The sequence below is a fragment of the Sulfitobacter sabulilitoris genome (genome assembly GCF_005887615.1).
GTDB classification, from domain to species: domain Bacteria; phylum Pseudomonadota; class Alphaproteobacteria; order Rhodobacterales; family Rhodobacteraceae; genus Sulfitobacter_E; species Sulfitobacter_E sabulilitoris.
The window spans coordinates 13,878-39,878 of record NZ_VANS01000002.1; the positions used below are offsets into that span (position 1 = coordinate 13,878).

Annotated in this window: 23 protein-coding genes; 11 read left to right on the top strand and 12 right to left on the bottom strand. The window is 64.5% G+C overall.

The window, feature by feature from the left end:
• Window positions 1-80 precede the first annotated feature (80 nt).
• Window positions 81-1,097 (top strand): Fe(3+) ABC transporter substrate-binding protein, encoded by a 1,017-nt coding sequence (locus tag FDT80_RS08440; RefSeq protein WP_138661848.1) that lies wholly within the window; start codon window positions 81-83, stop codon window positions 1,095-1,097.
• Between the two features lie 110 nt (window positions 1,098-1,207).
• On the top strand, window positions 1,208-2,107 hold the full coding sequence (gene yghX / locus FDT80_RS08445; protein WP_138661849.1) for a YghX family hydrolase: 900 nt from the start codon (window positions 1,208-1,210) through the stop codon (window positions 2,105-2,107).
• Here the strand turns inward: yghX and FDT80_RS08450 are convergent.
• From FDT80_RS08450 to FDT80_RS08485, 8 genes are all read right to left on the bottom strand, one after another.
• The gene (locus tag FDT80_RS08450; RefSeq protein ID WP_138661850.1) at window positions 2,104-3,783 is read right to left on the bottom strand and encodes an ABC transporter permease; all 1,680 of its coding nucleotides are present in this window, start codon (window positions 3,781-3,783) and stop codon (window positions 2,104-2,106) included. The two genes, yghX and FDT80_RS08450, sit on opposite strands and share 4 nt — an antisense overlap.
• An 83-nt stretch (window positions 3,784-3,866) precedes the next feature.
• Window positions 3,867-5,093, bottom strand: coding sequence for a phenylacetate--CoA ligase family protein (locus FDT80_RS08455; protein ID WP_138662551.1), 1,227 nt, complete (start codon window positions 5,091-5,093; stop codon window positions 3,867-3,869).
• Window positions 5,094-5,151: 58 nt separating this feature from the next.
• A complete protein-coding gene (locus FDT80_RS08460) occupies window positions 5,152-5,988 on the bottom strand; it encodes an ABC transporter ATP-binding protein (RefSeq protein ID WP_138661851.1) in 837 nt (278 codons plus the stop codon).
• 78 nt (window positions 5,989-6,066) lie between these two features.
• On the bottom strand, window positions 6,067-7,350 hold the full coding sequence (locus tag FDT80_RS08465; protein WP_138661852.1) for an ABC transporter substrate-binding protein: 1,284 nt from the start codon (window positions 7,348-7,350) through the stop codon (window positions 6,067-6,069).
• Between the two features lie 88 nt (window positions 7,351-7,438).
• A complete protein-coding gene (locus tag FDT80_RS08470) occupies window positions 7,439-8,515 on the bottom strand; it encodes a branched-chain amino acid ABC transporter permease (RefSeq protein WP_138661853.1) in 1,077 nt (358 codons plus the stop codon).
• A gap of 3 nt (window positions 8,516-8,518) precedes the next feature.
• On the bottom strand, window positions 8,519-9,517 hold the full coding sequence (locus FDT80_RS08475) for a branched-chain amino acid ABC transporter permease (protein ID WP_138661854.1): 999 nt from the start codon (window positions 9,515-9,517) through the stop codon (window positions 8,519-8,521).
• Window positions 9,518-9,555: 38 nt separating this feature from the next.
• Window positions 9,556-10,314, bottom strand: coding sequence for an ABC transporter ATP-binding protein (locus FDT80_RS08480; protein WP_425472003.1), 759 nt, complete (start codon window positions 10,312-10,314; stop codon window positions 9,556-9,558).
• A gap of 130 nt (window positions 10,315-10,444) precedes the next feature.
• The gene (locus FDT80_RS08485; protein WP_138661856.1) at window positions 10,445-12,415 is read right to left on the bottom strand and encodes an AMP-binding protein; all 1,971 of its coding nucleotides are present in this window, start codon (window positions 12,413-12,415) and stop codon (window positions 10,445-10,447) included.
• 227 nt (window positions 12,416-12,642) lie between these two features.
• On the opposite strand from FDT80_RS08485, the gene FDT80_RS08490 reads away from it, so the two are divergent.
• The 5 genes from FDT80_RS08490 (at window position 12,643) to FDT80_RS08510 (ending at window position 16,950) form a co-directional block, all read left to right on the top strand.
• Window positions 12,643-14,562, top strand: a complete 1,920-nt coding sequence (locus FDT80_RS08490) for a PAS-domain containing protein (protein WP_138661857.1) — start codon at window positions 12,643-12,645, stop codon at window positions 14,560-14,562.
• Complete coding sequence (locus FDT80_RS08495) at window positions 14,559-15,260, top strand: response regulator transcription factor (RefSeq protein WP_138661858.1); 702 nt, start codon at window positions 14,559-14,561, stop codon at window positions 15,258-15,260. The genes FDT80_RS08490 and FDT80_RS08495 overlap by 4 nt, the downstream gene beginning before the upstream one ends.
• Window positions 15,261-15,332: 72 nt before the next feature.
• On the top strand, window positions 15,333-16,229 hold the full coding sequence (locus FDT80_RS08500; protein ID WP_138661859.1) for an MBL fold metallo-hydrolase: 897 nt from the start codon (window positions 15,333-15,335) through the stop codon (window positions 16,227-16,229).
• 12 nt (window positions 16,230-16,241) lie between these two features.
• Window positions 16,242-16,625, top strand: coding sequence for a rhodanese-like domain-containing protein (locus FDT80_RS08505; RefSeq protein ID WP_138661860.1), 384 nt, complete (start codon window positions 16,242-16,244; stop codon window positions 16,623-16,625).
• An 82-nt stretch (window positions 16,626-16,707) separates the two neighbouring features.
• Complete coding sequence (locus tag FDT80_RS08510; RefSeq protein WP_138661861.1) at window positions 16,708-16,950, top strand: WGR domain-containing protein; 243 nt, start codon at window positions 16,708-16,710, stop codon at window positions 16,948-16,950.
• Here FDT80_RS08510 and FDT80_RS08515 read toward each other — a convergent pair.
• Complete coding sequence (locus tag FDT80_RS08515; protein ID WP_138661862.1) at window positions 16,935-18,128, bottom strand: Zn-dependent hydrolase; 1,194 nt, start codon at window positions 18,126-18,128, stop codon at window positions 16,935-16,937. The two genes, FDT80_RS08510 and FDT80_RS08515, sit on opposite strands and share 16 nt — an antisense overlap.
• Window positions 18,129-18,448: 320 nt before the next feature.
• Between FDT80_RS08515 and FDT80_RS08520 the strand changes: the two genes are divergently transcribed.
• Window positions 18,449-19,261: a class I SAM-dependent methyltransferase gene (locus tag FDT80_RS08520; protein WP_138661863.1), complete on the top strand. Its 813-nt coding sequence runs from the start codon at window positions 18,449-18,451 to the stop codon at window positions 19,259-19,261.
• A 44-nt stretch (window positions 19,262-19,305) separates the two neighbouring features.
• Here the strand turns inward: FDT80_RS08520 and fdhF are convergent, their stop codons facing one another.
• Entirely contained in the window at window positions 19,306-22,071 is a 2,766-nt protein-coding gene (fdhF, locus tag FDT80_RS08525) for a formate dehydrogenase subunit alpha (RefSeq protein ID WP_138661864.1), read from the bottom strand.
• 225 nt (window positions 22,072-22,296) lie between these two features.
• On the opposite strand from fdhF, the gene FDT80_RS08530 reads away from it, so the two are divergent.
• Genes FDT80_RS08530 through FDT80_RS08540 form a run of 3 tightly spaced genes read left to right on the top strand, consistent with a single transcriptional unit; the run spans window position 22,297 to window position 24,650 of the window.
• A complete protein-coding gene (locus tag FDT80_RS08530; RefSeq protein WP_138661865.1) occupies window positions 22,297-22,950 on the top strand; it encodes a histidine phosphatase family protein in 654 nt (217 codons plus the stop codon).
• A gap of 24 nt (window positions 22,951-22,974) precedes the next feature.
• The gene (locus FDT80_RS08535) at window positions 22,975-23,598 is read left to right on the top strand and encodes a glutathione S-transferase family protein (RefSeq protein ID WP_138661866.1); all 624 of its coding nucleotides are present in this window, start codon (window positions 22,975-22,977) and stop codon (window positions 23,596-23,598) included.
• A complete protein-coding gene (locus FDT80_RS08540; protein WP_138661867.1) occupies window positions 23,595-24,650 on the top strand; it encodes a saccharopine dehydrogenase in 1,056 nt (351 codons plus the stop codon). Before FDT80_RS08535 ends, FDT80_RS08540 begins: the two co-directional genes overlap by 4 nt.
• Window positions 24,651-24,718: 68 nt before the next feature.
• On the opposite strand, the gene FDT80_RS08545 is transcribed toward FDT80_RS08540, so the two are convergent.
• Together FDT80_RS08545 and FDT80_RS08550 are read right to left on the bottom strand one after the other, a co-directional pair.
• Window positions 24,719-25,450: an SDR family NAD(P)-dependent oxidoreductase gene (locus FDT80_RS08545; protein WP_138661868.1), complete on the bottom strand. Its 732-nt coding sequence runs from the start codon at window positions 25,448-25,450 to the stop codon at window positions 24,719-24,721.
• Window positions 25,447-25,971 carry a DUF3833 family protein gene (locus FDT80_RS08550; RefSeq protein WP_138661869.1) on the bottom strand — a complete coding sequence of 175 codons (525 nt, stop codon included), beginning with the start codon at window positions 25,969-25,971 and terminating at the stop codon, window positions 25,447-25,449. The genes FDT80_RS08545 and FDT80_RS08550 overlap by 4 nt, the downstream gene beginning before the upstream one ends.
• Between the last annotated feature and the right edge of the window lie 30 nt (window positions 25,972-26,001).

Sequence of the window (26,001 nt, forward strand, 5' to 3'; positions counted from 1 at the left end):
TGCACGAGGCATGAGAATCTGTTTCTTATGGTTTTAGTCGGGTATTTGCCCGCTCCTGAAGTCACAAAACGGACCCACTCATGACCCTTATCAAATCTTCCGTCGCGACGCTGGCCCTCGTGGCCGTCGCCATGCCCGCCCTGGCCGATGGCGAGGTGAACCTCTACTCGTCGCGCCACTATGACACCGACGAGCGGCTTTATTCGGACTTCACCGATGCCACCGGCATCACCATCAACCGCATCGAAGGAAAGGCGGACGAGCTTTTGGCCCGGATGCAGGCCGAGGGCGCCAACAGCCCGGCGGACGTGTTGCTGACCGTCGATACATCGCGGCTGGCGCGGGCCAAGGATCTGGGCCTGCTGCAAACCGTGGACAGCGACGTGCTGGAACGCCGCGTGCCCGGTTACCTGCAAGACAGCGACAACCAGTGGTTCGGCCTGTCGCAGCGCGCACGCATCATCTTCTACAATCCCGCGCGCGTGGACAATCCGCCGCAAAACTACCTCGATCTGGCCGATCCCGCCTACAAGGGGCTGATCTGCATCCGGTCGTCGTCGAATGAATACAACCAGACGCTGCTGGCCGCGATGGTCACCCACCACGGCGAAGAGGCCGCGCGGGACTGGGCCAAGGGCGTCGTGGCAAACATGGCGCGCGCGCCGCAGGGCGGCGACACCGACCAGCTGCGCGGGCTGGTATCGGGCGAATGCGATATCTCGGTCTCGAACACCTATTACTTTGCCCGCGCCATCCGCACGGATGTGGACGGCGTCAGCGCCTCCATCGGTGACATCGGCTGGGTGTTTCCCGACCAGGGCGGCACGGGTGCGCACATGAACCTGTCCGGTGGCGGCGTGGCCGCCCATGCGCCCAATCGCGACAACGCGGTGAAGTTCCTTGAATACCTCGCCTCCGACCAGGCGCAGAAATACTTCTCGGCCGGAAACGACGAATACCCCGCCGTGCCGGGTGTCGCGCTGTCGCCCTCGGTGGCCGAACTTGGCTTCTTCAAGCCCGACGATGTGGACCTGTCGGAGGTGGCCGCAAACATTCCCACCGCACAACGCATCTTTGACGAGGCGGGCTGGGAGTAATCCCGCGCCGGGGGCAGATCACCCCAATGTGAAAAAAAGGCCGTAACGATCTGGCATCGTTGCGGCCTATTCTTTTGGGAATTGCAAACGAGTCATCACAGGAGGTCAGCATGACCCAAGGCCCCCGCAGGACCGCCGCCGATTTCGACCCCCGGCTGCTGGAGATTTTTGACGGATACGTGCATGGCGCGATCACCAAGCGCGAATTCCTGTCCCGTGCCAGTCACTATGCCACCGCTGGCGTGACCGCCGCCATGCTGCTCGAACAGTTGCAGCCGAACTATGCACTGGCCCAGCAGGTGCCCCCCGATGATCCCTCCATCGAGACCGAGACGATCACGTACCAAAGCCCCGAGGGTCACGGTGAGATTTCGGCCCTGATGGCGCGCCCCGCCGGTGTGGCCGGCCCGCTTCCGGCTGTTTTGGTGGTGCATGAAAACCGGGGTCTGAACCCCTACATCCAGGACGTCGTGCGCCGCTGCGCCAAGGCGGGATACCTTGCGCTTGGGCCCGATGGCCTCTCTCCGCTGGGCGGGTATCCCGGCACCGATGAGGAAGGCCGCGAGATGCAGCGCACGCTGGATGGCGCCAAACTGATGGCGGATTTCTTTGCTGCCTATGAGGTCTTGCGCGACCACGACGGATCGACGGGCAAGGTCGGCGCGGTGGGCTTTTGCTATGGCGGCGGCGTGTGCAACGCGCTGGCGGTGGCCTATGCCGATCTCGCGGCCTCCGTCCCGTTTTACGGCCGCCAGCCCGATGCCGCCGACGTGCCCAACATAAAGGCGCCACTGTTGTTGCACTATGCCGAACTCGACGAGCGGATCAACGCGGGGTGGCCCGCCTTCGAGGCCGCCCTGAAAGACGCCGGTGTCGACTATACCGCGCATATCTACGAGGGCGTGAACCACGGTTTTCACAACGATACCACCCCCCGCTACGACGCGGATGCGGCTGAACTTGCGTGGGAACGGACGTTGGCCTTTTTCGACCGGCATCTGAAGGGTTAGCGCTGGCGGCCGACCTGCCTGCAGATCAGGATCACCGGCAGCAGCCCCATCGCGACGATCACGAGGCTGGGCACCGCGGCGCCGTCCAGCCGTTCGTCCGACGCCAACCGATAGGCCTGAACCGCGAGCGTGTCGTAGTTGAAGGGCCGCATGATCAGCGTCGCGGGCAATTCCTTCATCACGTCGACAAACACGATAAGCAGCGCGGTCAGCAGGCTGGGCGCAAGAATGGGCAGATGCACGCGGCGCAGCGTGCCGGTGGGGGTCTGGCCCAGCGACCGTGCGGCGGCATCCATGTTCGCGGCGACCATCGCCTGTCCGCCCTCGTAGGCGCCAAGCGCGGCGGCCAGAAACCGCACCAGATAGGCCACCACCAGCAACCAGATCGACCCGGTCACCAGCAGCCCGGTCGAGATATCGAACGTGGCGCGCATCCAGGCATCCAGCGCGTTGTCAAAGCCCGCAAAGGGCACCAGCAAGCCCACCGCGATCACGCCGCCCGGCACCGCATAGCCCAGCCGCGCCACATAGGCCGCGCCGTTGGACAGCCGCCCCGGTCGAAGCCGTTGGAAAAAGCCGACGCTGATCGCCGCCAGGACGGTCAGCACCGCCGCGACGGCCGCCAGCGTCAACGAATTGCGGATAAAGCCCATGTAGCGCGGGCTAAGCAGGTTCTGTTCAGAACCGAGCCCCATGTTCAAAAGGATGACGATGGGCAAGAGAGCGCCAAGCACGACCGGAACAGAGCATAGCAGCACCGCCGCCGCCGCCGCCGGCCCCCGCAGCGCCGCGGGCTCCATCGTCTGCTGGCGGCGCGACGGATCGTGGTATTTCGCACGTCCGCGTTGCGCCCGTTCCAGCATGGCAAGCAACAGCGCAAAGCTCAGCAGGCACAGCGCCAGTTGCGCGGCCCCGGCCCGGTCGGCCAGTGAAAACCAGCTTGTGTAGATCCCGGTGGCGAATGTCTGCACACCGAAATAGGCGACCGTCCCGAAATCGGCGATCGTTTCCATCACCGCCAGCAGCACGCCACCGGCGATCGCCGGGCGCGCCAGCGGCAAGCTGACCTTGAAAAACGCGGCCCATGCGCTGCTGCCAAGGGCGCGGGCGGCCAGAAAAGTCGTGGCGCTTTGTTGCAGGAAGGCGGCGCGGGCCAGAAGATAGACATAAGGATAGAGCACCAGCACAAGCATCACCGCGGCGCCCCCGACAGACCGGATTTCGGGAAACCAGTAATCGCGCGGGCCCCACCCCATCACCGCCCGCAACGTCGATTGCACGATGCCGGGATGATCCAGAACATGGGTATAGGCATAGGCCAGCACATAGGCCGGAAAGGCGAGCGGCAGGACCAGCGCGACCTCGAACAGCCGCACGGCGGGAAAGCGGGTCATCGTGACCAGCCATGCCGCCCCGACGCCCACCGCAAAGGTGCCCAGCGACACCAGCGCGACCAGCAAGAGCGTGGTCCCCGCATAGCCCGGCAACACGGTGCGCATCAGGTGGGCCACGGTATCGGTTCCGCCGCTGAGCGCCGCCAGCGCCACCGCCAGCATCGGCAGCGCGCAGACCGCCGCCACCAGCACCGCAACCGCCGCCAGCCCGCGCTGACCGTCGCGCGGGGCCTTGCCACGGATCACCCGCGGCGTGTTGGGAAGGGAGGACTGCTGCGCCATGCGCCCGTTTTCGACTGTTTTAGTCAGAATTGCCAGCCCCTGCTTGCCCGGTCATAGCGCCGCAGTCCAGAGGCCGGCGTCGATCAGTCGTAGCTGCGCTGATCCTCGATCACCAAGCCGTCGTTGGGCAGGCTGCCCGGCGCGACCACCTCGACCGCGCCCCTGAGCTTGAGCGTGGCCGCGACGCTGTCGGCATAGCTTTGCGTGTCACCGCCCGTGCTTTCGATCCGGACCGTCATGGCGTCCTGTTCGCCCTTGCGCGTGGCGATGACCCTTGCGCGCGTCACCTCCGGATGGCGCGCGACAAGGGCGGCCACCTGTTCGGGGCGCACGAACATGCCCTTGATCTTGGTCGTCTGGTCGGCACGGCCCATCCAGCCCTTGATGCGCATGTTCGTGCGGCCACAGGGGCTGATGCCCGGCAGCACCGCGCTCAGATCGCCGGTGGCAAAGCGGATCAGCGGATAGTCGGGATTGAGGGTGGTCACCACGACCTCGCCCACCTCGCCGGGCTTGACCGGATCACCGGTGCCGGGGGTGACGATCTCGACGATCACATGCTCGTCCACGATCATCCCTTCCATCGCGGGTGATTCGTAGGCGATATTGCCCAGATCGGCGGTGGCATAGGATTGCAGGCAGGTGATGCCGCGATCCGCGTATTCCGCGCGCAGCGACGGGAACAGCGCGCCGCCGCCAACCGCTGCCCGGGTGATCTTCAGCAAGACGCCCATCTCCTCGGCACGGTCAAGGATCACCTTGAGGTAATCGGGCGTGCCCGCATAGGCCGTCGTGCCGATGTCGCGCGCCGCGGTGACCTGCAATTCGGTCTGCCCGGTTCCGGCGGGCAGCACGGCGGCGCCCACGGCCCTTGCGCCGGATTCAAAGATCATGCCCGCGGGGGTCAGGTGATAGCCAAAGCAGTTATGCACGATATCACCCGCACCGATCCCAAGGGCGTGCAGAAAACGCCCCATGCGCCACCAGTCGTGATCGGTGCTGGACGGCTCATAGATCGGACCCGGTGATTGGAAGATGTGGCTGAAGTCCTGCGGCGGTTTGGTCGTGAACCCGCCAAAGGGGCTGGCGGCGGCCTGTGCCGCACCAAGTTCGGACTTGCGCAGTACCGGCAGCGCGGCCAGTGCCGCCGCATCCGTGACCGTGGTCGCGTCCAAGCCGTCCAGTGCTCCGGCATAGCCCGGAACGCCCTGCGCGCGGGCGATCTGTTGCGGCAACGCGCGGGCCAGGTCCGTGGCGCGGGCATCCGCGCTGCGGGTTTCCAATTCGTCGAAATAGGGTTTGCTTTGCATCCCGCTCACGTCCTTCAGGGTCATTGGGTCAGGCGGGGGTCATGCCCCGCGCGGCGGGTCAGCTCAGCCAGCGCTTGCGGCGCCGATAGCTGCGCACGTCGCGGAAGGATTTGCGCCCCTCATCGGACACACCAAGGTAGAATTCCTTGACGTCCTGGTTTTCGCGCAGGTCCTTGGCGGGGCCATCCATCACGACGCGCCCGGATTCCAGGATATAGCCGTAATGCGCAAAGCGCAGGGCCACGTTGGTGTTCTGTTCGGCCAAAAGGAAGGTCACGCCTTCTTTCTCGTTGATCGTCTTGACGATCTCGAAGATCTGCTCGACCAGTTGCGGCGCGAGGCCCATCGACGGCTCGTCCAACAGGATCGTCTCGGGGCGGCTCATCAGCGCGCGGCCCACGGCGCACATCTGCTGCTCTCCGCCCGAGGTATACCCGGCCTGGCTGCGGCGGCGTTCGCGCAAGCGCGGGAAATAGTCATAGACCATTTCAAGGTCTCTCTGGATGCCCGCTTTGCCATCGGTGCGCGTATAGGCCCCGGTCAGCAGGTTTTCCTCGATCGTGAGGTGCTCAAAGCAATGCCGCCCTTCCATCACCTGAACGACGCCCTTCCTGACCGTCTCGGCCGGGTCGGTGTGCTGAATGGGCTGACCGCGATACTTGATCGACCCCTTGGTCACCTCGCCCCGCTCGGAGGCGAGCAGGCCCGAAATCGCCTTGAGCGTGGTGGTCTTGCCCGCGCCGTTACCGCCCAAAAGGGCCGTGATACCGCCCTTGGGCACATTCAGGCTGACGCCCTTCAGCACGAGGATCACCGAATTGTAGATCACCTCGATGTTGTTGACCTCGAGCAGCGTCTCGACCTGCGTGTCGGTGGTTTTGGCGGCGTCCAGCATGGGGGTGTGACCCTTTGTTGAGAATTCTGTGTGTCCTCCGGCCGCACCGCGATGGCGCGGCCGGAGGGTCCGGCGGGGTTAGCCGCAGGACGGTTCGATGCCGTTCTCGGCTGCAAAGGCCGCGCTGTCTTCCGCGACCAGCGGCGCCAGCACTTCCTGGTCGGACTGCACGTAGTCCGTGATCAGGCTCCACTCATCGGCGGCCGCATCCCACTGCGCCACGGCGCCGTAGCCGTTGCCGCCGTGGTTTTCACAAGACACCGTGAATTCCGGGCCAAAGTTGGGAAGGCCAAGTGCGGCCATCTTCGCCTCGGTGATCTCAAGCGCTTCCATGCCGTCGCGCATCTGTGCCGGTGTCAGCGTCTTGGTTCCGTGGATCTCTTGCGCCGTCTTGGCGGCTTCGGCGGCCAGCATTGCGGCATAAAGACCACGGTTGTAAAGCGCCGTACCAATCTGGTCGCCCGCACCCGCGGCCTTGCCCGCATCCACGACATATTTCTGGATATCGTCGAACACCGGGAAATCATCGCCGACATTGTGGAAGGTCAGCGCCTTGTATCCGTTGGCAGCGGCACCCGCAGGACGCACGTCATTCTCGGATCCGGACCACCAGATTCCGATAAAGTTCTCCATCGGGAAACGGATGTTCGCGGCTTCCTGCACGGCGACCTGGTTCATCACGCCCCAGCCCCACATCAGAACATAGTCGGGACGCTCACGGCGGATTTGCAGCCACTGGGATTTCTGCTCCTGACCGGGGTGGTCGACGGGCAGCAACGTCAGTTCGTAGCCATGCTTTTTCGCCAGCTCTTCGAGCGTGCGGATCGGCTCCTTGCCATAGGCGGAGTTGTGGTAGACCAGCGCGATCTTCTTGCCTGACAGATCGCCGCCGTTGAGGTCGGCCAGATGCGTCACGGCGATCGATGCGCCATCCCAGTAGTTCGCGGGATAGTTGAAGATGTTCTTGAACACCGTGCCGTCCTTGGCCGAAGTCCGGCCATAGCCCATCGAGTGCACGGGGATGCCGTCCGCCGTCGCCTTGGGGATCAGCTGGTAGGTGATGCCGGTGCTGAGCGGTTGATAGACAAGGCTGCCTTCCGCCTTGGTGCTTTCATAGCATTCAACGCCTTTTTCGGTGTTGTAGCCGGTTTCGCACTCGACCATGCGCACGGGCTCGCCGCCGATGCCGCCATCGCGTTCATTGAGCAGCGTGAAATAGTCGGCGTAGCCATCCGCAAAGGGAATGCCGTTGGCGGCATAAGGCCCGGTGCGGTAGCTGAGCGACGGGAACACAAGCTCCGCCACTGCGGGGCTTGCCGCCATCAGCGCAGTCAGCGCCAGTGTGGTCAGTTTCAATTTCATCGGTGAAGTCCTCCCTTGGATATATCCGATTGTGCCGGGTTGTCCCGGTCGTGCCGTGCGGCGGGTGCGACCCGCCAATGACCCCGCCCTAGTGCGGGAAGGGCCACAATCTCAGTTTCTCCTTGGCCACGCGCCAAAGCTGCGCAAGGCCGTGCGGTTCTGCGATCAGGAACACGATGATCAAAGCGCCGACAATGACAAGCTGCAAATGCGCGACGATGTCGGTGGGCCAGCCAAGCCAATCGACGCCCACGATCTTGAGCGCCACGGGCAGCAGCACCAAGAACGCCGCCCCCGCAAAGCAGCCAAAGATGCTGCCAAGCCCGCCGATGATGATCATGAACAGAACGAGGAACGATTTGGAGATGCCGAACACCTCGCCCACCTCGACAGCGCCCAGATACACCGAAAAGAACAGCGCCCCCGATATGCCCACGAAGAACGAGCTGACGGCAAAGGCCGTGAGCTTGGCGCGCAGGGGGTTTACCCCGATGATCTCGGCCGCGATGTCCATGTCGCGGATGGCCATCCACTGCCGCCCCACCGACCCGCGCGTCAGGTTGCGCGCAACATAGGCCGAAAAGATGACGAAGACGAGACAGAACAGATAGGTGGCCCAGGCCTGCGTATTCGGCCCGGTGATAAAGACGCCCAACACGTCGCGCTCCGGCGCGCTGATCTGGCCCGAGGCGGAGTAGTTGTAAAACCACGGCACCCGGTTGAACAGCCACACCAGGAAGAATTGCGCCGCCAGCGTGGCCACGGCCAGGTAGAACCCCTTGATCCGCAGCGAAGGCAGGCCGAACAGTACGCCCACGGCAGCGGTGATGACGCCGGCCAGCAGAACGTGAATGAACATGCTGACCTCAGGCATGGCGGTCATCAGCTTGTAGCAGGCATAGGCCCCCACCGCCATGAATCCGCCGGTGCCAAGGCTGACCTGACCGCAATACCCCACGAGGATATTCAGCCCGATCGCCGCGATGGCATAGATCAGGAACGGCATGAAGATCGAATTGACCCAGTAGTCGTTGATCAGGAAAGGCACCACGAAGATCGCGATGAACAGCACCACGTAATAGCGATACCGGTCGAACTTGATCGGAAAGGTCTGGTTGTCTTGTTGGTAGGTGGTGCTGAAATCACCGGCTTCACGGTAGAACATGGATCAGACCCTCTCGATGATTTTTTCGCCAAACAGGCCCTGCGGCCGGAAGACGAGGAACAGCAGCGCCAGCATATAGGCGAACCAGTTTTCGGTGGCCCCGCCAAGGAACGGCGCGCCGATCAGGAATTCGAACAGCTTTTCCCCCACCCCAATGATCAGCCCGCCGACGATGGCGCCGGGGATCGAGGTGAACCCGCCCAGCATCAGCACCGGCAGCGCCTTGAGCGCAATCAGCGACAGCGAGAACTGCACACCCGATTTGGCGCCCCACATGATGCCCGCCACCAGCGCGACAAACCCCGCCAGCGACCACACCAGGATCCAGATGAAGTTGAGCGACACCCCCACCGACAGCGCGGCCTGGTGGTCGTCGGCCACGGCCCGCATGGCGCGGCCCTGCTTGGTGTATTGCGCAAAGGCCACCAGCCCCGCCACCAGCAGCACCGCGATCACCGTGGCGATGATGTCGAGCTTGTCGATGAAAAAGCCATAGAAGCCATCGCCACCAAGGCCCACCGTCATCTCCTCGATCCAGAAGGATCCCCCCTGCGGCAGGCCCACGTCCAGTGTCTTGATGTCCGACCCCCACATCAGGTCGCCGACCCCCTCGAGGAAATAGGCCAGGCCGATGGTCGCCATGAACAGGATGATCGGTTCCTGCCCCACCAGAAAGCGGAACACGAACCGCTGCACGCACCAGGCCAGCGCGATCATCACCAGCATCGTGAGGAAGATCGCCAGCAGCGCCGGCACGTGCCAGCCGAAGTGGTGCACATCCGTGCCGAAGGTGGCGTTGATCAGGTGCGAAAACGGCACCTGTCCTTCCATGATCCCCACCAGCGTCAGCGCCGCGAACAGCGCCATGACCCCCTGGGCATAGTTGAAAATCCCCGATGCCTTGTAGATCAGCACAAAACCGAGCGCCACGAGAGCATAGAGAACGCCCGCCATCAGGCCGTTGAGAATCACCTCGATGGCGAAAAGAAACTGATCAGGCATCGCACCCTCCGAAATTCAAAAGACCCTTGCCGCGCGCATCAGTCATGGGCCACCCCCAGGTAAGCGTCGATCACGTCCTGGTTGTTGCGCACCTCATGCGGTGTGCCATCGCCGATCTTCTTGCCGTAATCCATCACGACCACCCGGTCGCTCAGATCCATGACCACGCCCATATCATGCTCGATCAGCGCGATCGTCGTGCCGAATTCATCGTTCACATCCAGGATAAAGCGGCTCATGTCCTCTTTCTCCTCGACGTTCATGCCCGCCATCGGTTCGTCCAGCAGCAGGATCGCCGGCTCGGCCGCCAGCGCGCGCGCCAGTTCGACGCGCTTTTTCAACCCGTAGGACAGCCGCGACACGGGCGTCTTGCGAATGGCCTGGATTTCAAGGAAATCGATGATCTTTTCGGCGACTTCGCGGTTCTCGATCTCTTCGCGCTCGGCCTTGCCCTTCCAGATCGACTGCGCCCAAAGCCCGGTCTTCATATGGGTCAGACGGCCGGTCATCACGTTGTCCAGAACGCTCATGCCCTCGAAAAGCGCGATGTTCTGGAACGTGCGCGCGATACCCTGCTGCGCCACCTCGAACGGTTTCATCTGCGGACGCGGCGCGCCCTTGTACCAGACCTCGCCCTCCTGCGGGACGTAGAAGCCCGAAATCACGTTCAGCATCGACGACTTGCCGGCCCCGTTCGGCCCGATGATGGCGCGGATCTCGCCCTCGTGGATGTCGAACGAGATGTCCTTGATCGCCTCGACGCCGCCAAAGCGCAGCGTGATGTTCTTCATCTCCATCACCGTGCCGCCGATCTTGCGGCCATCCTCGGTGGTGTAGCCTTCGTTCACGTCCTTCACGATGCCCAGCCCTTCCAAATGGTCAAAATACCGCCGCCGGAGGCATTAAATCTTTTCGTGTCCCGGCCCATCATTGCGCCGCGATCTTCTGTGCGGTGGGCCAGGTCTTGGCCTCGCGGATTTCCAGCGTCGCCTTGATGCTGCCCTTGCGGCCGTCCTCATAGGTGACTTCCGTCACCGTGCTGACGGATTTGGACCCGTCGTACAGCGCGGCGATGATATCGTCGTATTTCTCCTCGATGATGCGGCGGCGCACCTTGCGGGTCCGGGTCAGTTCGCCGTCGTCGGCATCAAGCTCCTTGTGCAGCACGACAAACCGATGCACCTGGCAGCCCGACAGCATCTCGTCTTCGGCCACCGACTTGTTGACCTCTTCGACATGGCTCTGGATCGTGTCCATCACCTGCGGGTGGCGGGCCAGTTCCTGGTAGGAGGCGTAACCGATGTTGTTGCGCTCGGCCCAGTTGCCGACCGCTGTCAGGTCGATGTTGATGAATGCGGTGCATTCATCGCGCTTGTTGCCGAACACCACGGCCTCAAGGATGTTGGGAAAGAACTTCAGCTTGTTTTCCACGTATTTCGGCGCAAACAGCGACCCGTCCGCCATCTGGCCCACGTCCTTGGCGCGGTCGATGATGCGCAGGTGGCCGGTGCCTTCCTCGATGAAACCGGCATCGCCCGTGGCGACCCAGCCTTCCGCGTCCTTGGTGTCCGCGGTCGATTCCGCGTTCTTGTAATATTCGACGAACACGCCGGGGCTGCGGTAGAACACCTCGCCGTTCTCGGCGATCCTCAGCTCCACACCGGGGCAGGTCACGCCCACGGTGTCGCTGCGCACTTCGCCATCGGGCTGCGCGGTGATGAACACCGTCGCTTCGGTCTGGCCGTAGAGCTGTTTGAGGTTGATCCCGAGGCTGCGATAGAAATCGAAAATCTCCGGCCCGATCGCCTCGCCGGCGGTGTACCCGACGCGTACCCGGCTCAGGCCGAGCGTATTCTTCAGCGGGCCATAGATCATCAATTCGCCCAGCTTGTACTTGATCCGGTCCCATTGCCCGACAGGTTTGCCGTCAAGGATATCCGGCCCCACCTTGCGCGCGTGGGCCATGAAATAGTCGAACAGCCGCTTCTTGAAGGGGCTCGCATCCTCCATGCGGATCATCACGTTGGTCAGCTGCGTCTCGAACACGCGCGGCGGCGCGAAATAATAGGTCGGCCCGATCTCGCGCAGGTCGGTCTGCATCGTATCGGCGCTTTCGGGGCAGTTGGTGCAGAACCCGGTCCACATCGCCTGACCCACCGAAAAGATGAAATCGCCCACCCATGCCATCGGCAGGTAGGCCAGAATGTCGTCGGTCTGGCGCAGATCGTCGAACTGCGACGATGATTTTGAGGTCTCGATCACGTTGCGGTTGCTCAGGACCACGCCCTTGGGCTTGCCCGTGGTGCCGGAGGTGTACAGCATCACGCAGATGCTGTCGTAATCCAGCTTGTCCTGACGCGCGGTCAGCTCCGGCAGCAATTCGTCGCGCTTGGCGCGACCGGCGGCCTGGACATGGTCATATTCATGCAGCTTGGAGTGGTCGTATTTCCGCAGGCCCCTTGGGTCGAGATAGATGATCTGCTCGAAATTCGGCAGCCCGTCCTGCACCTCGATGACCTTGTCGACCTGCTCCTGATCCCCCACGATCACAAAGCGCGCCCCGCAGTGACCCAGAACATACGCCATCTCTTCGGCATTGGCGTCCTGGTAAAGCGGGACGGGTATGGCGCCGACCATTTCGGCGGCGACCATCGCCCAATAAAGCTTGGGCCGGTTGCGCCCGATCACGGCGATGAAATCGCCTTCCTTGGCGCCCATGTCCAGAAGGCCGAGCGCAAGCGCCTCCACCTCCTCCAGTGTCTGCGCCCAGGTCCAGCTTTGCCAGATCCCGAATTCCTTTTCGCGATACGCCGGTGCGTTCGCGAACTTGACTGCGTTACGATGCAACAGCGCCGGCACGGACTGCGGTCCGTCGGCGCGCTCGTGGCCCTTGGTCAATTGGTGTCCTCCCAGACCTCGCCACCTCCTCGTGGCAAGCAGGTCGCTTTTTGCGACTCTCCGTGGTTATAGCAAAGTTCGTTTCACCCTCGGGGTCAACTTTTTCGTGATGTTTTCTCAATCCTTACGAATTGTAACATCGACCCGGTGCGCATCACCGGCCGCGGCTTGCCCCTTGGCGGGCGGCCCCGCTTGATGATACCGGTGATCCACGAGGGAGGACGGCAATGCCCAGCACACCGATGCAGACACAGGCGCTGACCGCTGCCGGGCTGAACCTCATCGCTCAGGCGTTGTCGATCTACGACAGCGATCTGCGGCTGGCGGTCTGCAATGCGCCCTTTCAGCAGATGTTCAGACTGCCCGACGCGCTGGTCACACCCGGCGCCACCTTCGAGGATACGATCCGCTATCTCGCGCAAAGCGGCGAATACGGCCCCGTCGACGACGTCGACGCGTTTGTCGGCGAACGCGTCGAACAGGCCCGCGCCTTTCGCGCGCATTACATGGAGCGTACGCGCGCCAACGGGCGCACCATTTCCGTCGAAGGATCGCCGCTGCCGCAGGGCGGATGGGTCACCGTCTATACCGACATCACCCGCACCAAGCAGCACGAGGCGCTGCTGCGCGCGCGATCCGACGCGCTGTCGGAGCAACTGGTCGCCCACGCCGAGGAATTGTCGGCCACCAACCGCGAACTGGCGGCGATGAACGCGGCGCTCGAGGAAGCCAAGCGCGAACTGACCGAGATGGAGGCCCGCACCCGGCTGGTGACCGAGATGATGCCAGCCCATATCGCCCACGTGGAGGCCGGCGGGCATTACACCTATTCCAACCGGCGGCTGAGCGGGGTGATCCCCGGCCGGCCTTCCAATATCCTGGGGATGCATATCCGGCACGCGCTGGGGCCGTCCGCGCATGACCGGATCGCGCCGCACCTTGCACGGGCGTATTCCGGGCACTCGTCGGTGTTCGAATTCACCGATGACGACAGCGCCCGGCGCATCCGCGTCGCCTTTACGCCCGATACGCGCGGCGGGGTGTATATCCTGTCGATGGACGTCACCGAAGAGATGCAGGCGCGCGTCGCCCTGCAACAGACCCGAAAACGCGATCTGGCGGCGCAGATGACCTCCGGTCTGGCGCATGATTTCTCGAACCTTCTTACCATCATCCTCGGGTTGCAGTCGAAACTGGCCCAGCTTGGGCCCCTGCCGGAGGGTGCCGCAGCGCTGATCGACGGCACGCTGGCCGCCGCGCGCCGGGGCGGTGCACTGCTGGGCAGCATCGCGGGCATGACCGGACGGCGCACCCTGCGGCCGCGCGCCACCGACCTGGGTATATTGCTGGCCGACCTCGAAACACTGGCCGCCCCGACCCTGCCTCCGGGCGTGACGCTGACGGTCGCGAACGGGGCCGACGCCGATGTGCCGTTGCTGCTCGATCCCGGCCTGGTGCAGGACAGCCTGCTGAACCTCATCCTGAATGCGCGCGACGCCTGCGGCGCTCGGGGCGCGATCACGGTGCGGGCGCATGCGGTGGGCGGCACCTGGATCGCGTTTGACGTCACCGACACCGGGCCGGGGTTTTCCACCACGGCGCTGAAGCGCGCGCTGGATCCGTTTTTCACGACCAAGGGGGCCGAGGGGTCGGGCCTTGGCCTGCCCACGGTCTATGACATGACCAAGCTGGCCGGCGGGGACCTGCGGTTGTCCAACGGCGCCACGGGCGGCGCGCATGTATCGCTTCGCCTGCCCTACCGGCCCGCCGTCATTGCGCCCACGGGGCTGGTCCTTCTGGTCGAAGACCGCACGGACCTGCGCGAGATGTACCGCGGGATGCTGACGGGGCTGGGCCATTCAGTGATCGAAGCCACCAGCGCCGACGAGGCCACGGCCCTGATCGCCGATCTGCCGGATATTACCCTGATCCTGTCCGACGTGATGCTGGAAGGCGACGCGACCGGCCTCGACCTTGCGCGGCGCGTGGCCCTGGGCGATGTGCCCGTCGTGCTGATGACCTCGCTGCCGCCCACGCACGAGATGACCCGCGCCGCGCAGGCCCTGGCCCCCGTGCTGCAAAAACCCTTTGGCGCAGACGACCTTGCCGCGCTGTTGTCGCCGCTCGCCGTCAGGGCCGCGCAATGAAGGCGCCCCTGGTCACGATCCTCGACGACGAACCCGCGATCCGCACGATGCTGTCGGACGCGCTGGAGGACGCGGGCTTTCGCACCTTGAGCTTTGGCCGCGCGCGCAGCTTCGAGGCGGCGCTGGCCACGCAGACGCCCGATGTGTGTCTTGTCGATCTGTCGCTGCCCGATACCGACGGCCTGACGCTGGTTCACCGGCTGGCGTTGGAGCGGGGCGCGATCGTCATCATCATCTCTGGCCGCGCACAGGTGCAGGACAGGGTGACCGGGCTGGAACTGGGTGCCGACGACTACATCATCAAACCCTTCGACCCCGCCGAGGTCGTCGCGCGCATCCGCGCCCGCCTGCGCAGTTCCAACCCGCCGGCGCACGCGGGGCAGACCGCGCGGTTCAACGGGTGGACCGCGCATTTCGACCGCTATGCGTTGCAGGACGACACCGGCACCGAAACCCCGATCTCTCACGCCGAGGGCGAAGTGCTGCGCCTGTTCCTCGACAGCCCCAAGCGGCTGATCAGTCGCGCACAGATGCAAGAGCACCTTGGCGGTGCGGCCAGCGAAAGCTTTGACCGGGCGATGGACGTGCGGATCTCGCGCTTGCGCACCAAACTGCGCGAAGACCCCAAGAACCCGCGCCTGATCAAGACGATCTATGGCGCGGGGTATATTTTTCTTGGCGACGTGGAGTGGATTTGAGCGGAACTCATCCGGCCTCTCGAACGTATTATATGCGTTACATTGAATATGTCAGGATCCGGGAGACGCCCCATGTTGCACAAAACGAGCCCTTCGACCGGTATCGGGTCGGCCGCCGTCACGGGATTGTATGACGCCACGACCGGCAGCATCGCCTATGTCGCGGCAGACCCGGCCACGGCGAAATGCGCGCTGATCGACCCGGTCCTCGATTTCGACCCCGCCGCGGCACGCACCCGGACCACCCATGCCGACGCCCTGCTGGATCTGGTGCACGCGCAGGACCTCGAGGTGCAGTGGATCCTCGACACCCACCCCCACGCCGATCACATCAGCGCAGCCAGCTATCTGAAGGGAAAAACCGGCGCGCAAACCGCCATCGGCGCGCGGGTGCCGGACATTGCGGCGCTTTGGCGCAAGTTCTACAACATGCCGGACGCCTTCGACGTGACGGCGGACTACGATCATCTGTTTGCGGAGTGCGACAGCTTTCGCATCGGCGATCTGCCGGTGCGCGTTCTGCTGTCCGCCGGGCATACGCTGGCCTCCATCAGCTATGTGGTGGGTGGCGACGCCGCCTTTGTCCACGACACGCTGATGCAGCCCGACGCGGGCACCGCGCGCGCGGATTTCCCCGGCGGATCGTCGGACGCGCTTTACTCCTCCATCCACGATATCCTTGCCCTGCCGGGCGACACACGGCTGTTCATCGGGCACGACTACGGCACCAAGACCCGCGAGTCACCGGCGTGGGAGGCGACGGTCGCGCAGCAGAAGGCCCATAACATCCATGTCGGCGGCGGTACGACGCGCGGTGACTTCATCGCCCTGCGCGATGCGCGCGACGCGACGCTGTCGCTGCCCGACCGGATGCTTGCCGCGCTGCAGATGAACCTGCGCGCCGGACGCGCGCCCGCCCCCGAAGACGATGGCAACAGCTACCTGAAAATTCCACTCAACCGTTTTTGAAAGGACCGAACGATGAAATCCGAGACACTTGAGAATGGCACGCTCGACAACATGACCCCGCAGGAGGTGTCCGCCGCGATGGCGCGCAACGAGATCGTCCTGATCGACGTGCGCACCCCGCAGGAATTCGCGCTGGAGCGGATCCGCGGCGCGCTTCTGGCCCCGATGCAAAGCTTTGACGCGGGCCATCTGCCGACCGGGTCAAGGCAACGCATCGTGCTGCATTGCGGCTCGGGCATCCGGTCCAAGAAAGTGGCGCAGATGATGTTGGCCGCGGGGGTGGACCGCGTGGCCCATCTGGAGGGCGGGTTCGGCGCGTGGAAATCGGCCGGCCTGCCCTATATCGGCACGGATCCCGCGACGGGCGGGCCCAAGGACATGAAAGCGGCAAGCTGACCGGGGACCAATCGCGCCGACGGTCGGGCGACCCGGCATATTCCCGTTGAAGGGGCGCCGCGGTGACGCTACGATTCGCGCCATGCTCGACTGTCTGCTTTACCGTCTTGGCCGCGCGCGCGCCCCGTCGTTCTACCGGGTCGAGATCGCGATGAACCTCTTTTCAGAGGTCTCGGTGCTGCGCGAATGGGGCGTTCAGGGCGGCAAGCCGCGCATGGTGCTCAATTGCTACGGCAACCTGCGCGAGGCGTCGCACGCCGCCGACACCTACCGTCAAATGGCCTTGCGCCGGGGCTATGCCCGCGCCGATCACGTCAGCGCCTGAACCGCCCGTTCAAGAACCTGCACCCCGGCAATCAGATCGTCTTCGGCGGTGTCCTCTTCGAACGCGTGGCTGATCCCGTCGATGGACGGCACAAAGAGCATCGCCACCGGCATGAGGCGCGACACGTTCGTCGCATCGTGCAGCGCACCCGACGGCATCGTCCGCCAGTTGCCCGGCGCCACCGCTTCGGCCCCCTGTTCAAGCGCGCGGCGCAGGCGGCCGTCCATGGCCACCGGCTCCAGCCCCAGAAGCGGCCCAAAGCTCAGGCCCAGCCCCCTGTCCTGCGCCACCTGCGCCGCCAGATCGCGGATGATACCCTCCATCCGCAGCAATCGATCGCTGTCGCCGTCGCGCCACTGCATCGAGAAAACCGCGCGCCCCGGAACGATGGAGGATGCATTGGGGTGCAGCGACACGTGGCCAATCGTCCAGACCGTTTGCGGCGTGACCACGTTGCGGAACCGATCGTTCAGGGCGGTGTTGAAGGCGCTGACCGCCTGAAACGCATCGCGCCGCAGATGCATCGGCGTCGTGCCCGCGTGGTTCTGCTGACCGTCGAATGTGATCTTCATATCGCGAATACCGACGATATCGGTCACGACGCCAATCTGCTCTCCGCTTTTGTCCAGCGTCGGTCCCTGTTCGATGTGCATCTCGATAAAGCCGGTGAACTGCGACGGATCGACGGGGCCGGTGACACGGTCGCCCAGCGCCTTGCGCGCGTCGCCCAGCGCCACGCCCGCATGATCGGTCAGCACATCCGCTTCGTTCTGGCCCAGGTGCCCGGACCAAACCGCACTGCCGGTGGTCACGCCAAAGCGGCCCTCTTCATCCTGAAACGAAACAACAGAGACCGGCGGCCCACCGGCCTCGCGGCTGGCGCGCGCGATCTCAAGCGCCGCGATCACGCCCAGCGCACCATCCAGCCACCCGCCTTCCGGCTGGCTGTCCGAATGCGACCCCATCAGCAACGACGGTGCGTCGGCCAGCCCAAACAGGTTGCCCATACCATCCATCTGCACAGTCAGGCCGGCGTCGCGCATGCGCCCGGCCAGCCAGTCGCGCGCCGCGACATCGGCGTCTGAATAGGCGGGGCGGACGACGCCCTTGCCCACACCCGCAGGCCCGAAGGAGCGCAGATGATGAAGGTCGGAAAGGAAACGGGTGGGATTTATCATCGCTTGACTCCTGTTGACGCCGCCACGCCGGCGGAAGATTCCCGAGCGGCCATTGAATGCGAAAGCACAGGGCGCGCGACAGGTGCCCTGCGTACCGAATATGCAGTGCCCCGTTCCAGCCGGTCGCTGCCGCTGGTGAAGAAAGCCCACAATAGCAGCGATCGCGGCGAAGGGAACCGGCCCCGCGCGGCACCGGACAGGCCCTTGCGACCAATAGTTTGATGGGTGGTTTCGTGGTACTGTTTGGCGGCTGTGTAGGTTCGATCGGCCCGGAGGCTGTGAACCGCCGCCGGTGTGATCCGCGAAAAGAGGGGTATGACATGACTTCGACCGACACGGATTTCGCAGGGTCCATTCCCGAATTCTACGACACCTACCTGGTGCCGCTGATCTTTGACGAATACGCCGTGGATCTTGCCGACCGCGTCGCCGCGATTGCGCCCAGGTCCGTCCTGGAAATCGCAGCCGGCAGCGGCGTCGTCCCGCGCGCCCTGGCAGGACGGCTGCACGAAGATACCCGGTATGTCGTCACCGATCTGAACCAACCGATGCTGGATCATGCCGCCCGGCGGCAGGAGCCCGGCCATGCCATCGAGTGGCGTCAGGCGGATGCCCTCGATCTGCCGTTCGCCGAAAACAGCTTCGAGGTGGTGATCTGCCAGTACGGCGTGATGTTTTTCCCCGACAAGGCCAAAGGCCATACCGAAGCCGCGCGGGTCCTGACGCGCGGCGGAACCTATATCTTCAGCGTCTGGGACCGCATCGAATCGAACGAACTCGCGGCTGCCGTCACCGATGCGGCAGCGCGGGTCTTTCCCGACGATCCGCCCCGGTTCCTGGCCCGTACGCCGCACGGGTATTTCGACCACGACGCCATACGCGCCGATCTGGCCCGCGCCGGGTTTTCCGACATCTCGATCGACACCGTGGAGAAAACCAGCACCGCCCCGTCACCGAGACACGCGGCGATTGCCTATTGCCAGGGCACCCCGCTTCGAACCGAGATCGAAGCCCGCGACCGGGATCTGCTGGAGCATGTCACCGATGTCGCCACCGCCGAGGTCGAGCGGCGGCATGGTTCGGGCACCGTGTCGGCCGGAATCCGCGCGCACGTCGTGACGGCGATCAAATAACGCGCGGTGGCAGTGCCCTGTCCGGGCAGGCGTGCCCCCCCGCCCTATTCCGCCGCCACCGTCTGCGTCTCCGCCTCGACGCGCACGGCGGAGAACTTGAACTCCGGGATCTTGCCATAGGGGTCCACCGCCGGGTTGGTCAGGATGTTCGCGGCAGCTTCGACATAGGCAAACGGCAAGAACACCATGTCAGGGGCGACCGCGCGGTCCTCGCGCGCCATGATGCTGATCGACCCGCGCTTGGTCGTCAGACGAACGTGTTCGCCCGGTGCCACACCCAGTTTGCGCAGGGTCGAGGGATGCAGCGAACAGTTCGCCTCGGGCTCAAGCTCGTCAAGCACGCTGGCGCGGCGGGTCATCGAACCGGTGTGCCAATGTTCAAGCTGGCGACCCGTGGTCAGGATCATCGGATAGTCCGCATCGGGCACATCGTCGGGCGCGATGATGCTTGCAGGCGTGAACCGCGCGCGGCCATCGGGGCGCGGAAAACCGTTGCCAAAGACGATCGCCTGGCCGGGATCTTCCGGCGACAGCGACGGATATGTCACGGCCCCCTGGGTCTCCAGCCGTTCCCAGGTGATGTTGTTGAGCGACTTCATGTTCAGCTTCATTTCGGCAAACACCTCCGCCGGACTGGTGTAGGTCCAGTTGAGGCCCAGCCGCTTGGCCAGTTCCACCTCGATCCACCAGTCCTCGCGCGCGTCGCCCGGCGGTGGCACGGCGGGGCGGCCCATCTGCACCTGGCGGTTGGTATTGGTCACGGTGCCCGCCTTTTCCGCAAAGGCGCTGGCGGGCAGGATCACGTCGGCGTAATTCGCCGTCTCGGTCAGGAATATGTCCTGCACCACCAGATGGTCGAGCTTGGCCAGCGCATCGCGCGCATGCTCCACATCCGGGTCCGACATGGCCGGGTTCTCGCCCAGTATGTACATGCCCTTGATCTTGCCCTCATGCACCGCGTCCATGATCTCGGTCACGGTCAGGCCCTTCTCATTGCTGAAATCCGCCGATTCCCAGACCTTGGTAAATGCCGAACGCACGCCGTCGTCCGTCACCGGCTGATAGTCGGGCAGAAACATCGGGATCAGGCCCGCGTCCGAGGCCCCCTGCACGTTGTTTTGTCCGCGCAAGGGGTGCAGGCCCGCGCCGGGGCGGCCCACCTGCCCGGTCATCAGCGCCAGAGAGATCAGGCAGCGCGAATTGTCGGTGCCGTGGATATGCTGCGAAATGCCCATCCCCCAGAAAATCATCGCCGCCTTCGCGCCCGCAAAGGTCCGCGCCACGTCGCGCAGCACATCGGCGTCGATGCCGCAGATCTGCGACATCTTTTCCGGCGTGAAGTCTGTGAGATGCGCCTTTTCGGCCTCCCAGTTCTCGGTATAGGCCTCGATATACTGCTGGTCGTACAGGCCTTCTTCGACGATCACATGCATGATCGCATTCAGCATGGACACGTCCGCACCCGGACGGAACTGCAGCATGTGGCTGGCGTGCCGCTTGAGCGCCTGGCCCCGGGGATCCATCACGATCAGCTTGCCGCCGCGTTTCGCGAACTGCTTGAAATAGGTGGCCGCGACAGGGTGGTTCTCGGTCGGGTTGGCGCCGATCACGATCGCCACATCGGCGTTCTCGATCTCGTTGAAGGTGGCGGTCACCGCGCCCGACCCCACGTTCTCCATCAGCGCCGCGACGGAGGAGGCATGACACAACCGCGTGCAGTGATCGACGTTGTTATGGCCAAACCCCTGCCGGATCAGCTTTTGGAACAGATAGGCCTCTTCATTTGTACATTTCGCGCTGCCAAAGCCCGCGATTTCGCGGCCGCGCCCCTTCATGCCGCGCGCCGCGAACTCCAGCGCCTCGTCCCAGGTCGCCTCGCGGAACACGTCGGCATGGTTGCCGGGATCGACGTTCAGCCCCTTGGCCGGCGCATCCTCGCGGCGGATCAACGGCGTGGTCAGGCGATGCGGATGGTGGATATAGTCAAAGCCAAAGCGCCCCTTGACGCAAAGCCGCCCTTCGTTCGCGGGGCCGTCGATGCCCTCGACGTATTTGATCTTGCCGTCCTTGACCTTGAGCGAGATCTGACAACCCACCCCGCAGAACGGGCAGATGCTGTCGACTTCGCTGTCGAAATCGGCACTGTCGCCGACCTGCGCGTCGTCCAGGACCGTGGCAGGCATAAGCGCGCCCGTGGGGCAGGCCTGCACGCATTCGCCGCAGGCCACACAGGTGCTGTCCCCCATCGGATCGCCCATGTCGAAGGTCGGAAAGCTGTCGTGGCCACGACCGGACATCCCGATCACGTCGTTGACCTGCACCTCGCGGCAGGCGCGCACGCACAACCCGCACTGGATACAGGCGTCCAGGTTCACGGACATCGCCACATGGCTGTCATCCAGCAACGGGATACGCCCCTCCTCCAACTTGGGAAAGCGGCTCTCCGATACGCCGTTCATCGCGGCCATGTCCCACAGATGGCTTGACGCGTCATGCGCACGGGCCCGCTCCGGCTGGTCGGCCAGCAACATCTCGATCACCATCTTGCGCGCGGTTTCGGCCCGTGCGGACTGCGTGGTCACGACCATGCCCTGCGCGGGCTCGCGGATGCACGACGCGGCCAGCGTCCGCTCCCCCTCGATCTCGACCATGCAGGCGCGGCAGTTGCCGTCGGGCCGATATCCCGGTGCCGGCTTGTGACACAGATGCGGGATCACCAGCCCGCGACCATTGGCGACCTCCCAGATGGTCGTCCCGGCCTCGGCCTGAACCTCTTGCCCGTCCAGCGTAAAGGAAATTGTGTCGGTCATGGCGCGCTCCTGCACTGTCTTGGCACCAGTCTATACAATTGCGCGCGGCTGTGCAGGGGGCTCAATCCCGACACGATGGCCCGAATTTGCGCCACCTCGTTTCCGATCGGCGCGCGCCAGCCGCTATCGGCTTCTTTTGTTCCCAAATATCCCCGCCGGAGGCACCCGCCCTTTCCACCTGCGCGGACCTCGCCTACTAAAGACCGAACCACTGAAGGCAGACCTATGTCGCACATCACCCTGATCCGCCACGGCCAGGCGAATTCGACCGCCCGGGACGAGGCCAGCTATGACCGGCTCAGCCCCCTGGGCCACCAGCAGTCGGCCTGGCTGGGCGATCATCTGCGCGCCAACGGGCCGCATCACGCGCGCCTCTATACCGGGACGCTGACGCGCCATATCGAAACCGCCGATGCCATGGCGACCGGCCTTGCCGCCACCCGCGACGCCCGCCTGAACGAGCTTGAGTATTTTACCCTCGCCGCCGCGATGCAGGCCGAACACGGGCTGGATATCCCGACCGAGCGCGAAGGATTCGTGGCGCATCTGCCCAAGGTGTTCGACGCCTGGCAGAACGATCGCATCCGCGCCGCGCCGGAACCGTTTTCCGCCTTCGAGGAGCGGGTCAGATCGGCGCTCGACGACATCGCCGCCGGCGAGGGGCCAGCGCTGGTCGTCACGTCGGGCGGGTTGATTTCCATGGCGATGCGGCTGACGCTGGGGCTGGGGATACCGGCGATGGCCAACATGGCCCTGGCGATCTTCAACACCTCGCTGCACCGGCTCTATCCCATTGCCGGAACCTGGGCGCCCGCGATGTTCAACGCCGTGCCGCATCTGGACACGCCGGATCGTCACCACGCCCAGACCCATCTTTGACGTCATCCCGAAAGGACACCGATCATGCGCCTCTATTACGCCCCCGGCACCATTTCCATCGCGGTCGTGATCGCGCTGCACGAAGCGGATCTGCCCTTCGAGGCCATCGCGGTCGATTTCCGGTCGGCGGCGCAGACCAAGCCGGAGTACCTGGCGATCAATCCCAAGGGCCGGGTGCCCGCGCTCGAGGCGGACAGCGGACAGGTCCTGACCGAAACCGGCGCTGTGCTGGACTATATCGCGGCGATCGCCCCCGACGCGGGGCTGGTCCCGCGCGACGCCGGCGACGCGGCGCATATGCGCGGCGTGATGTACTACCTCGCCTCCACCATGCACGTGAACCACGCCCACAAGATGCGCGGCAGCCGGTGGGCCAGCGCACCCGAAAGCCACGCGGACATGGCCGCGACCGTGCCGCGGACGATGGCCGACAGCGCCGCGCATATCGAACAGCACGCCCTGCGCGGCGATTACGTGATGGGCGAGGATTTCAGCTTGGCCGACCCCTATCTGTTCGTGGTGAGCACCTGGCTGCGCGGCGATGATGTCGATATCGCTTCCTATCCGAAATTCGCGGCCTTTCAGCGGCGCATGATCTCCCGCGCGTCGGTGCAGGCCGCGATCGAAGGCGGGATGATCCGGGTATGACGCATCTGTGGGTCCGGGCCGAACAGCGCGACAACGAAGCCCGCGTCGGCGTCACCCCCGAAGGTGTACAGACGCTGATGCAGGCGGGGATCGACGTCACGGTCGAACGGTCGCCCACGCGGGTGATCCCCGACGCGGATTATATCCGCACCGGTTGCAGGATGGTCCCCGGCCACAGCTGGCCCGACGCACCCCGCGACGCATTCGTTTTCGGCCTCAAGGAACTGCCCGAAGAGGACAGTCCGCTGGTGCATCGCCACATCATGTTCGGCCACGCGTTCAAGGGGCAACCCGCAGGCCTGCGCCTCTTGCGGCGGTTCCGGGCCGGGGGCGGTGCGCTCTACGATCTGGAATACCTGCTGGATGACACGGGCCGCCGGGTGGCCGCATTCGGATACTGGGCGGGATACGCGGGCGCGGCGGTGGCGCTGAAATGCTGGACGGCGCAGCAGCGGCAGGGCATCGCGACACCGGTCCGGCCCTACGACAGCTCCACCCACATGCTTGCCGATCTTCAGGGCGAACTGGTGGGCCTGGGCGCGCATCGCCCGATCGCGCTGATCATCGGTGCGCTGGGACGCGTGGGTCAGGGTGTTGCGGATCTGTGCACGGCGATGGGTGTGCCCACGACCTGCTGGGACATGGCGGAAACCGCACACGGCGGGCCGTTTCCCGAAATCCTGGCGCATGATCTGTTCTTCAACTGCATCCTCGCGCGGCCCGGCACGCCGGTCTTTGTGCCGCCGTCCACGCCCCACAGCCCCCGCAAGCTCACGGTGATCGGCGATATCGCCTGCGATCCCGACAGCGATTTTTCCCCGATCAAGGTGTATGACCGCACGACCACGTGGGACGCGCCCGCGCTGCGGGTCCACGACACCCCGCCGCTCGATGTCACTGCAATCGACAATCTGCCGTCGATGTTGCCACTGGAAAGCTCGCAGGATTACGCCGAACAGCTCCTGCCCACGCTCCTCGCGCTTCACGATCCCCACAGCAGCGTCTGGACACGCGCCCGCGCCACCTTCGACACGCATCTGGCGCGGGTGTGACGGATGCCGCATGTCCCAGATCAAGCATGTAATGTCGCCGCAGGCGACGCCGCCGGATGGCCTGACGCTTAGCTGAAGATCCGGAAATAAAGCCAGTCGGGCAGGAACTGGCTGCCCCTGAACAGCAGCGAAAACAGCCAGGGGAAACTTTTCTTGAAGCTATCGCCGCTCATCTGATCGAACATATGCTCAGCCGCCACGTCGGGCGTCATCAGGAACGGCATCCTGAAGTCGTTCTTGTCGGTCAGTTGCGTCTTGATGAAACCGGGGTTGGCGACCTGGACCTTGATTCCGGTCTTTCGCAGGTCGGCATACATGCACTCCGCCAGCGACATCGTGGCCGCCTTTGACGCGGTGTATCCGATGGATCCGGGCAGGCCGCGAAATCCCGTCAGGCTGCTGGTGATCATGATGTGGCCGGAATCGCGTTCCACCATGCCAGGCACGACCTGTCCCATCACGCGCATCAGACCGGTAAAGTTGATGTCGGCCATCGCGTTGGCCTGATCGGCGTTCCACGCCTTGGCGCCGAATGGCCAATAGACCCCGGCCAGGTACACCACGCCGTCGATCTCTCCGACGGCCTTGGCTGCCGCGATCACGCTGTCGTTGTCGGACACGTCGACCACCTGATACCCGGCCGGACCCGGCAGCGCCTCCACCAGCGCGCTCAGCTTGTCCTCGGACCGGGCCGATACGGTGACGCGCGCGCCCACACGGCTCAGCTTGTGCGCCAACGCCGCGCCAAGCCCGTCGCTCGCGCCCACCAGCCAGTAATGCTTGCCGGCCCAATCGGTCATGATGCTTCCTTTGGTCTGATGGTCGCGACCAGTTCCGCGACCTGAATGCCGAATTTGCGGAATTGCGACCGGTTCATGATGGTGCCGCTGGGGGTCATGTACATCCAATCCACCGTGTCCAGCACGTGCCCGCCCGAGTTTTCGGGCAGACGGATGCGGTATTTCAACTGTACGGTCGCGCCCGACTGGCGGCCCTTGCCCTCGCCCACGACGTCCGGCGCCGTCGCGCTGATCGCGCCGGTGTCGTCCACGTCCAGATGCCACTCGCGATCCTGCGTGCTGCCATCGTCGTAGCGGAACCGCTCCTTGATCACGCCCCGGTTGCCGGTCCATTCCCCCTCGAACTCCGCGACGAAGCGGCTGCTGACCCGCCCCAGCGGGCCATAGATCACGCCCTCGCACAGGGTGATGCCATTCAGCCGTTCCCGCACGTCGAAATGCGGATCGCCATCCAGGTATTCGTCTGGGCGCTGCGACCGGAATCCCCAGAATCGGCTGCGTGCCCAGACCAGCATCAGCATTGCCAAGGCGCCAAGACCGAATGAACCAAC

Bases quoted from the DNA above. Each gene is read 5' to 3' on its own strand.
- FDT80_RS08440 (WP_138661848.1), top strand. From the start codon at position 81: ATGACCCTTATCAAATCTTCCGTCGCGACGCTGGCCCTCGTGGCCGTC.
- yghX (WP_138661849.1), top strand. From the start codon at position 1,208: ATGACCCAAGGCCCCCGCAGGACCGCCGCCGATTTCGACCCCCGGCTG.
- FDT80_RS08450 (WP_138661850.1), bottom strand. From the start codon at position 3,783: ATGGCGCAGCAGTCCTCCCTTCCCAACACGCCGCGGGTGATCCGTGGC.
- FDT80_RS08455 (WP_138662551.1), bottom strand. From the start codon at position 5,093: ATGCAAAGCAAACCCTATTTCGACGAATTGGAAACCCGCAGCGCGGAT.
- FDT80_RS08460 (WP_138661851.1), bottom strand. From the start codon at position 5,988: ATGCTGGACGCCGCCAAAACCACCGACACGCAGGTCGAGACGCTGCTC.
- FDT80_RS08465 (WP_138661852.1), bottom strand. From the start codon at position 7,350: ATGAAATTGAAACTGACCACACTGGCGCTGACTGCGCTGATGGCGGCA.
- FDT80_RS08470 (WP_138661853.1), bottom strand. From the start codon at position 8,515: ATGTTCTACCGTGAAGCCGGTGATTTCAGCACCACCTACCAACAAGAC.
- FDT80_RS08475 (WP_138661854.1), bottom strand. From the start codon at position 9,517: ATGCCTGATCAGTTTCTTTTCGCCATCGAGGTGATTCTCAACGGCCTG.
- FDT80_RS08480 (WP_425472003.1), bottom strand. From the start codon at position 10,314: ATGGAGATGAAGAACATCACGCTGCGCTTTGGCGGCGTCGAGGCGATC.
- FDT80_RS08490 (WP_138661857.1), top strand. From the start codon at position 12,643: ATGCCCAGCACACCGATGCAGACACAGGCGCTGACCGCTGCCGGGCTG.
- FDT80_RS08495 (WP_138661858.1), top strand. From the start codon at position 14,559: ATGAAGGCGCCCCTGGTCACGATCCTCGACGACGAACCCGCGATCCGC.
- FDT80_RS08500 (WP_138661859.1), top strand. From the start codon at position 15,333: ATGTTGCACAAAACGAGCCCTTCGACCGGTATCGGGTCGGCCGCCGTC.
- FDT80_RS08505 (WP_138661860.1), top strand. From the start codon at position 16,242: ATGAAATCCGAGACACTTGAGAATGGCACGCTCGACAACATGACCCCG.
- FDT80_RS08510 (WP_138661861.1), top strand. From the start codon at position 16,708: ATGCTCGACTGTCTGCTTTACCGTCTTGGCCGCGCGCGCGCCCCGTCG.
- FDT80_RS08515 (WP_138661862.1), bottom strand. From the start codon at position 18,128: ATGATAAATCCCACCCGTTTCCTTTCCGACCTTCATCATCTGCGCTCC.
- FDT80_RS08520 (WP_138661863.1), top strand. From the start codon at position 18,449: ATGACTTCGACCGACACGGATTTCGCAGGGTCCATTCCCGAATTCTAC.
- fdhF (WP_138661864.1), bottom strand. From the start codon at position 22,071: ATGACCGACACAATTTCCTTTACGCTGGACGGGCAAGAGGTTCAGGCC.
- FDT80_RS08530 (WP_138661865.1), top strand. From the start codon at position 22,297: ATGTCGCACATCACCCTGATCCGCCACGGCCAGGCGAATTCGACCGCC.
- FDT80_RS08535 (WP_138661866.1), top strand. From the start codon at position 22,975: ATGCGCCTCTATTACGCCCCCGGCACCATTTCCATCGCGGTCGTGATC.
- FDT80_RS08540 (WP_138661867.1), top strand. From the start codon at position 23,595: ATGACGCATCTGTGGGTCCGGGCCGAACAGCGCGACAACGAAGCCCGC.
- FDT80_RS08545 (WP_138661868.1), bottom strand. From the start codon at position 25,450: ATGACCGATTGGGCCGGCAAGCATTACTGGCTGGTGGGCGCGAGCGAC.
- FDT80_RS08550 (WP_138661869.1), bottom strand. From the start codon at position 25,971: ATGCTGATGCTGGTCTGGGCACGCAGCCGATTCTGGGGATTCCGGTCG.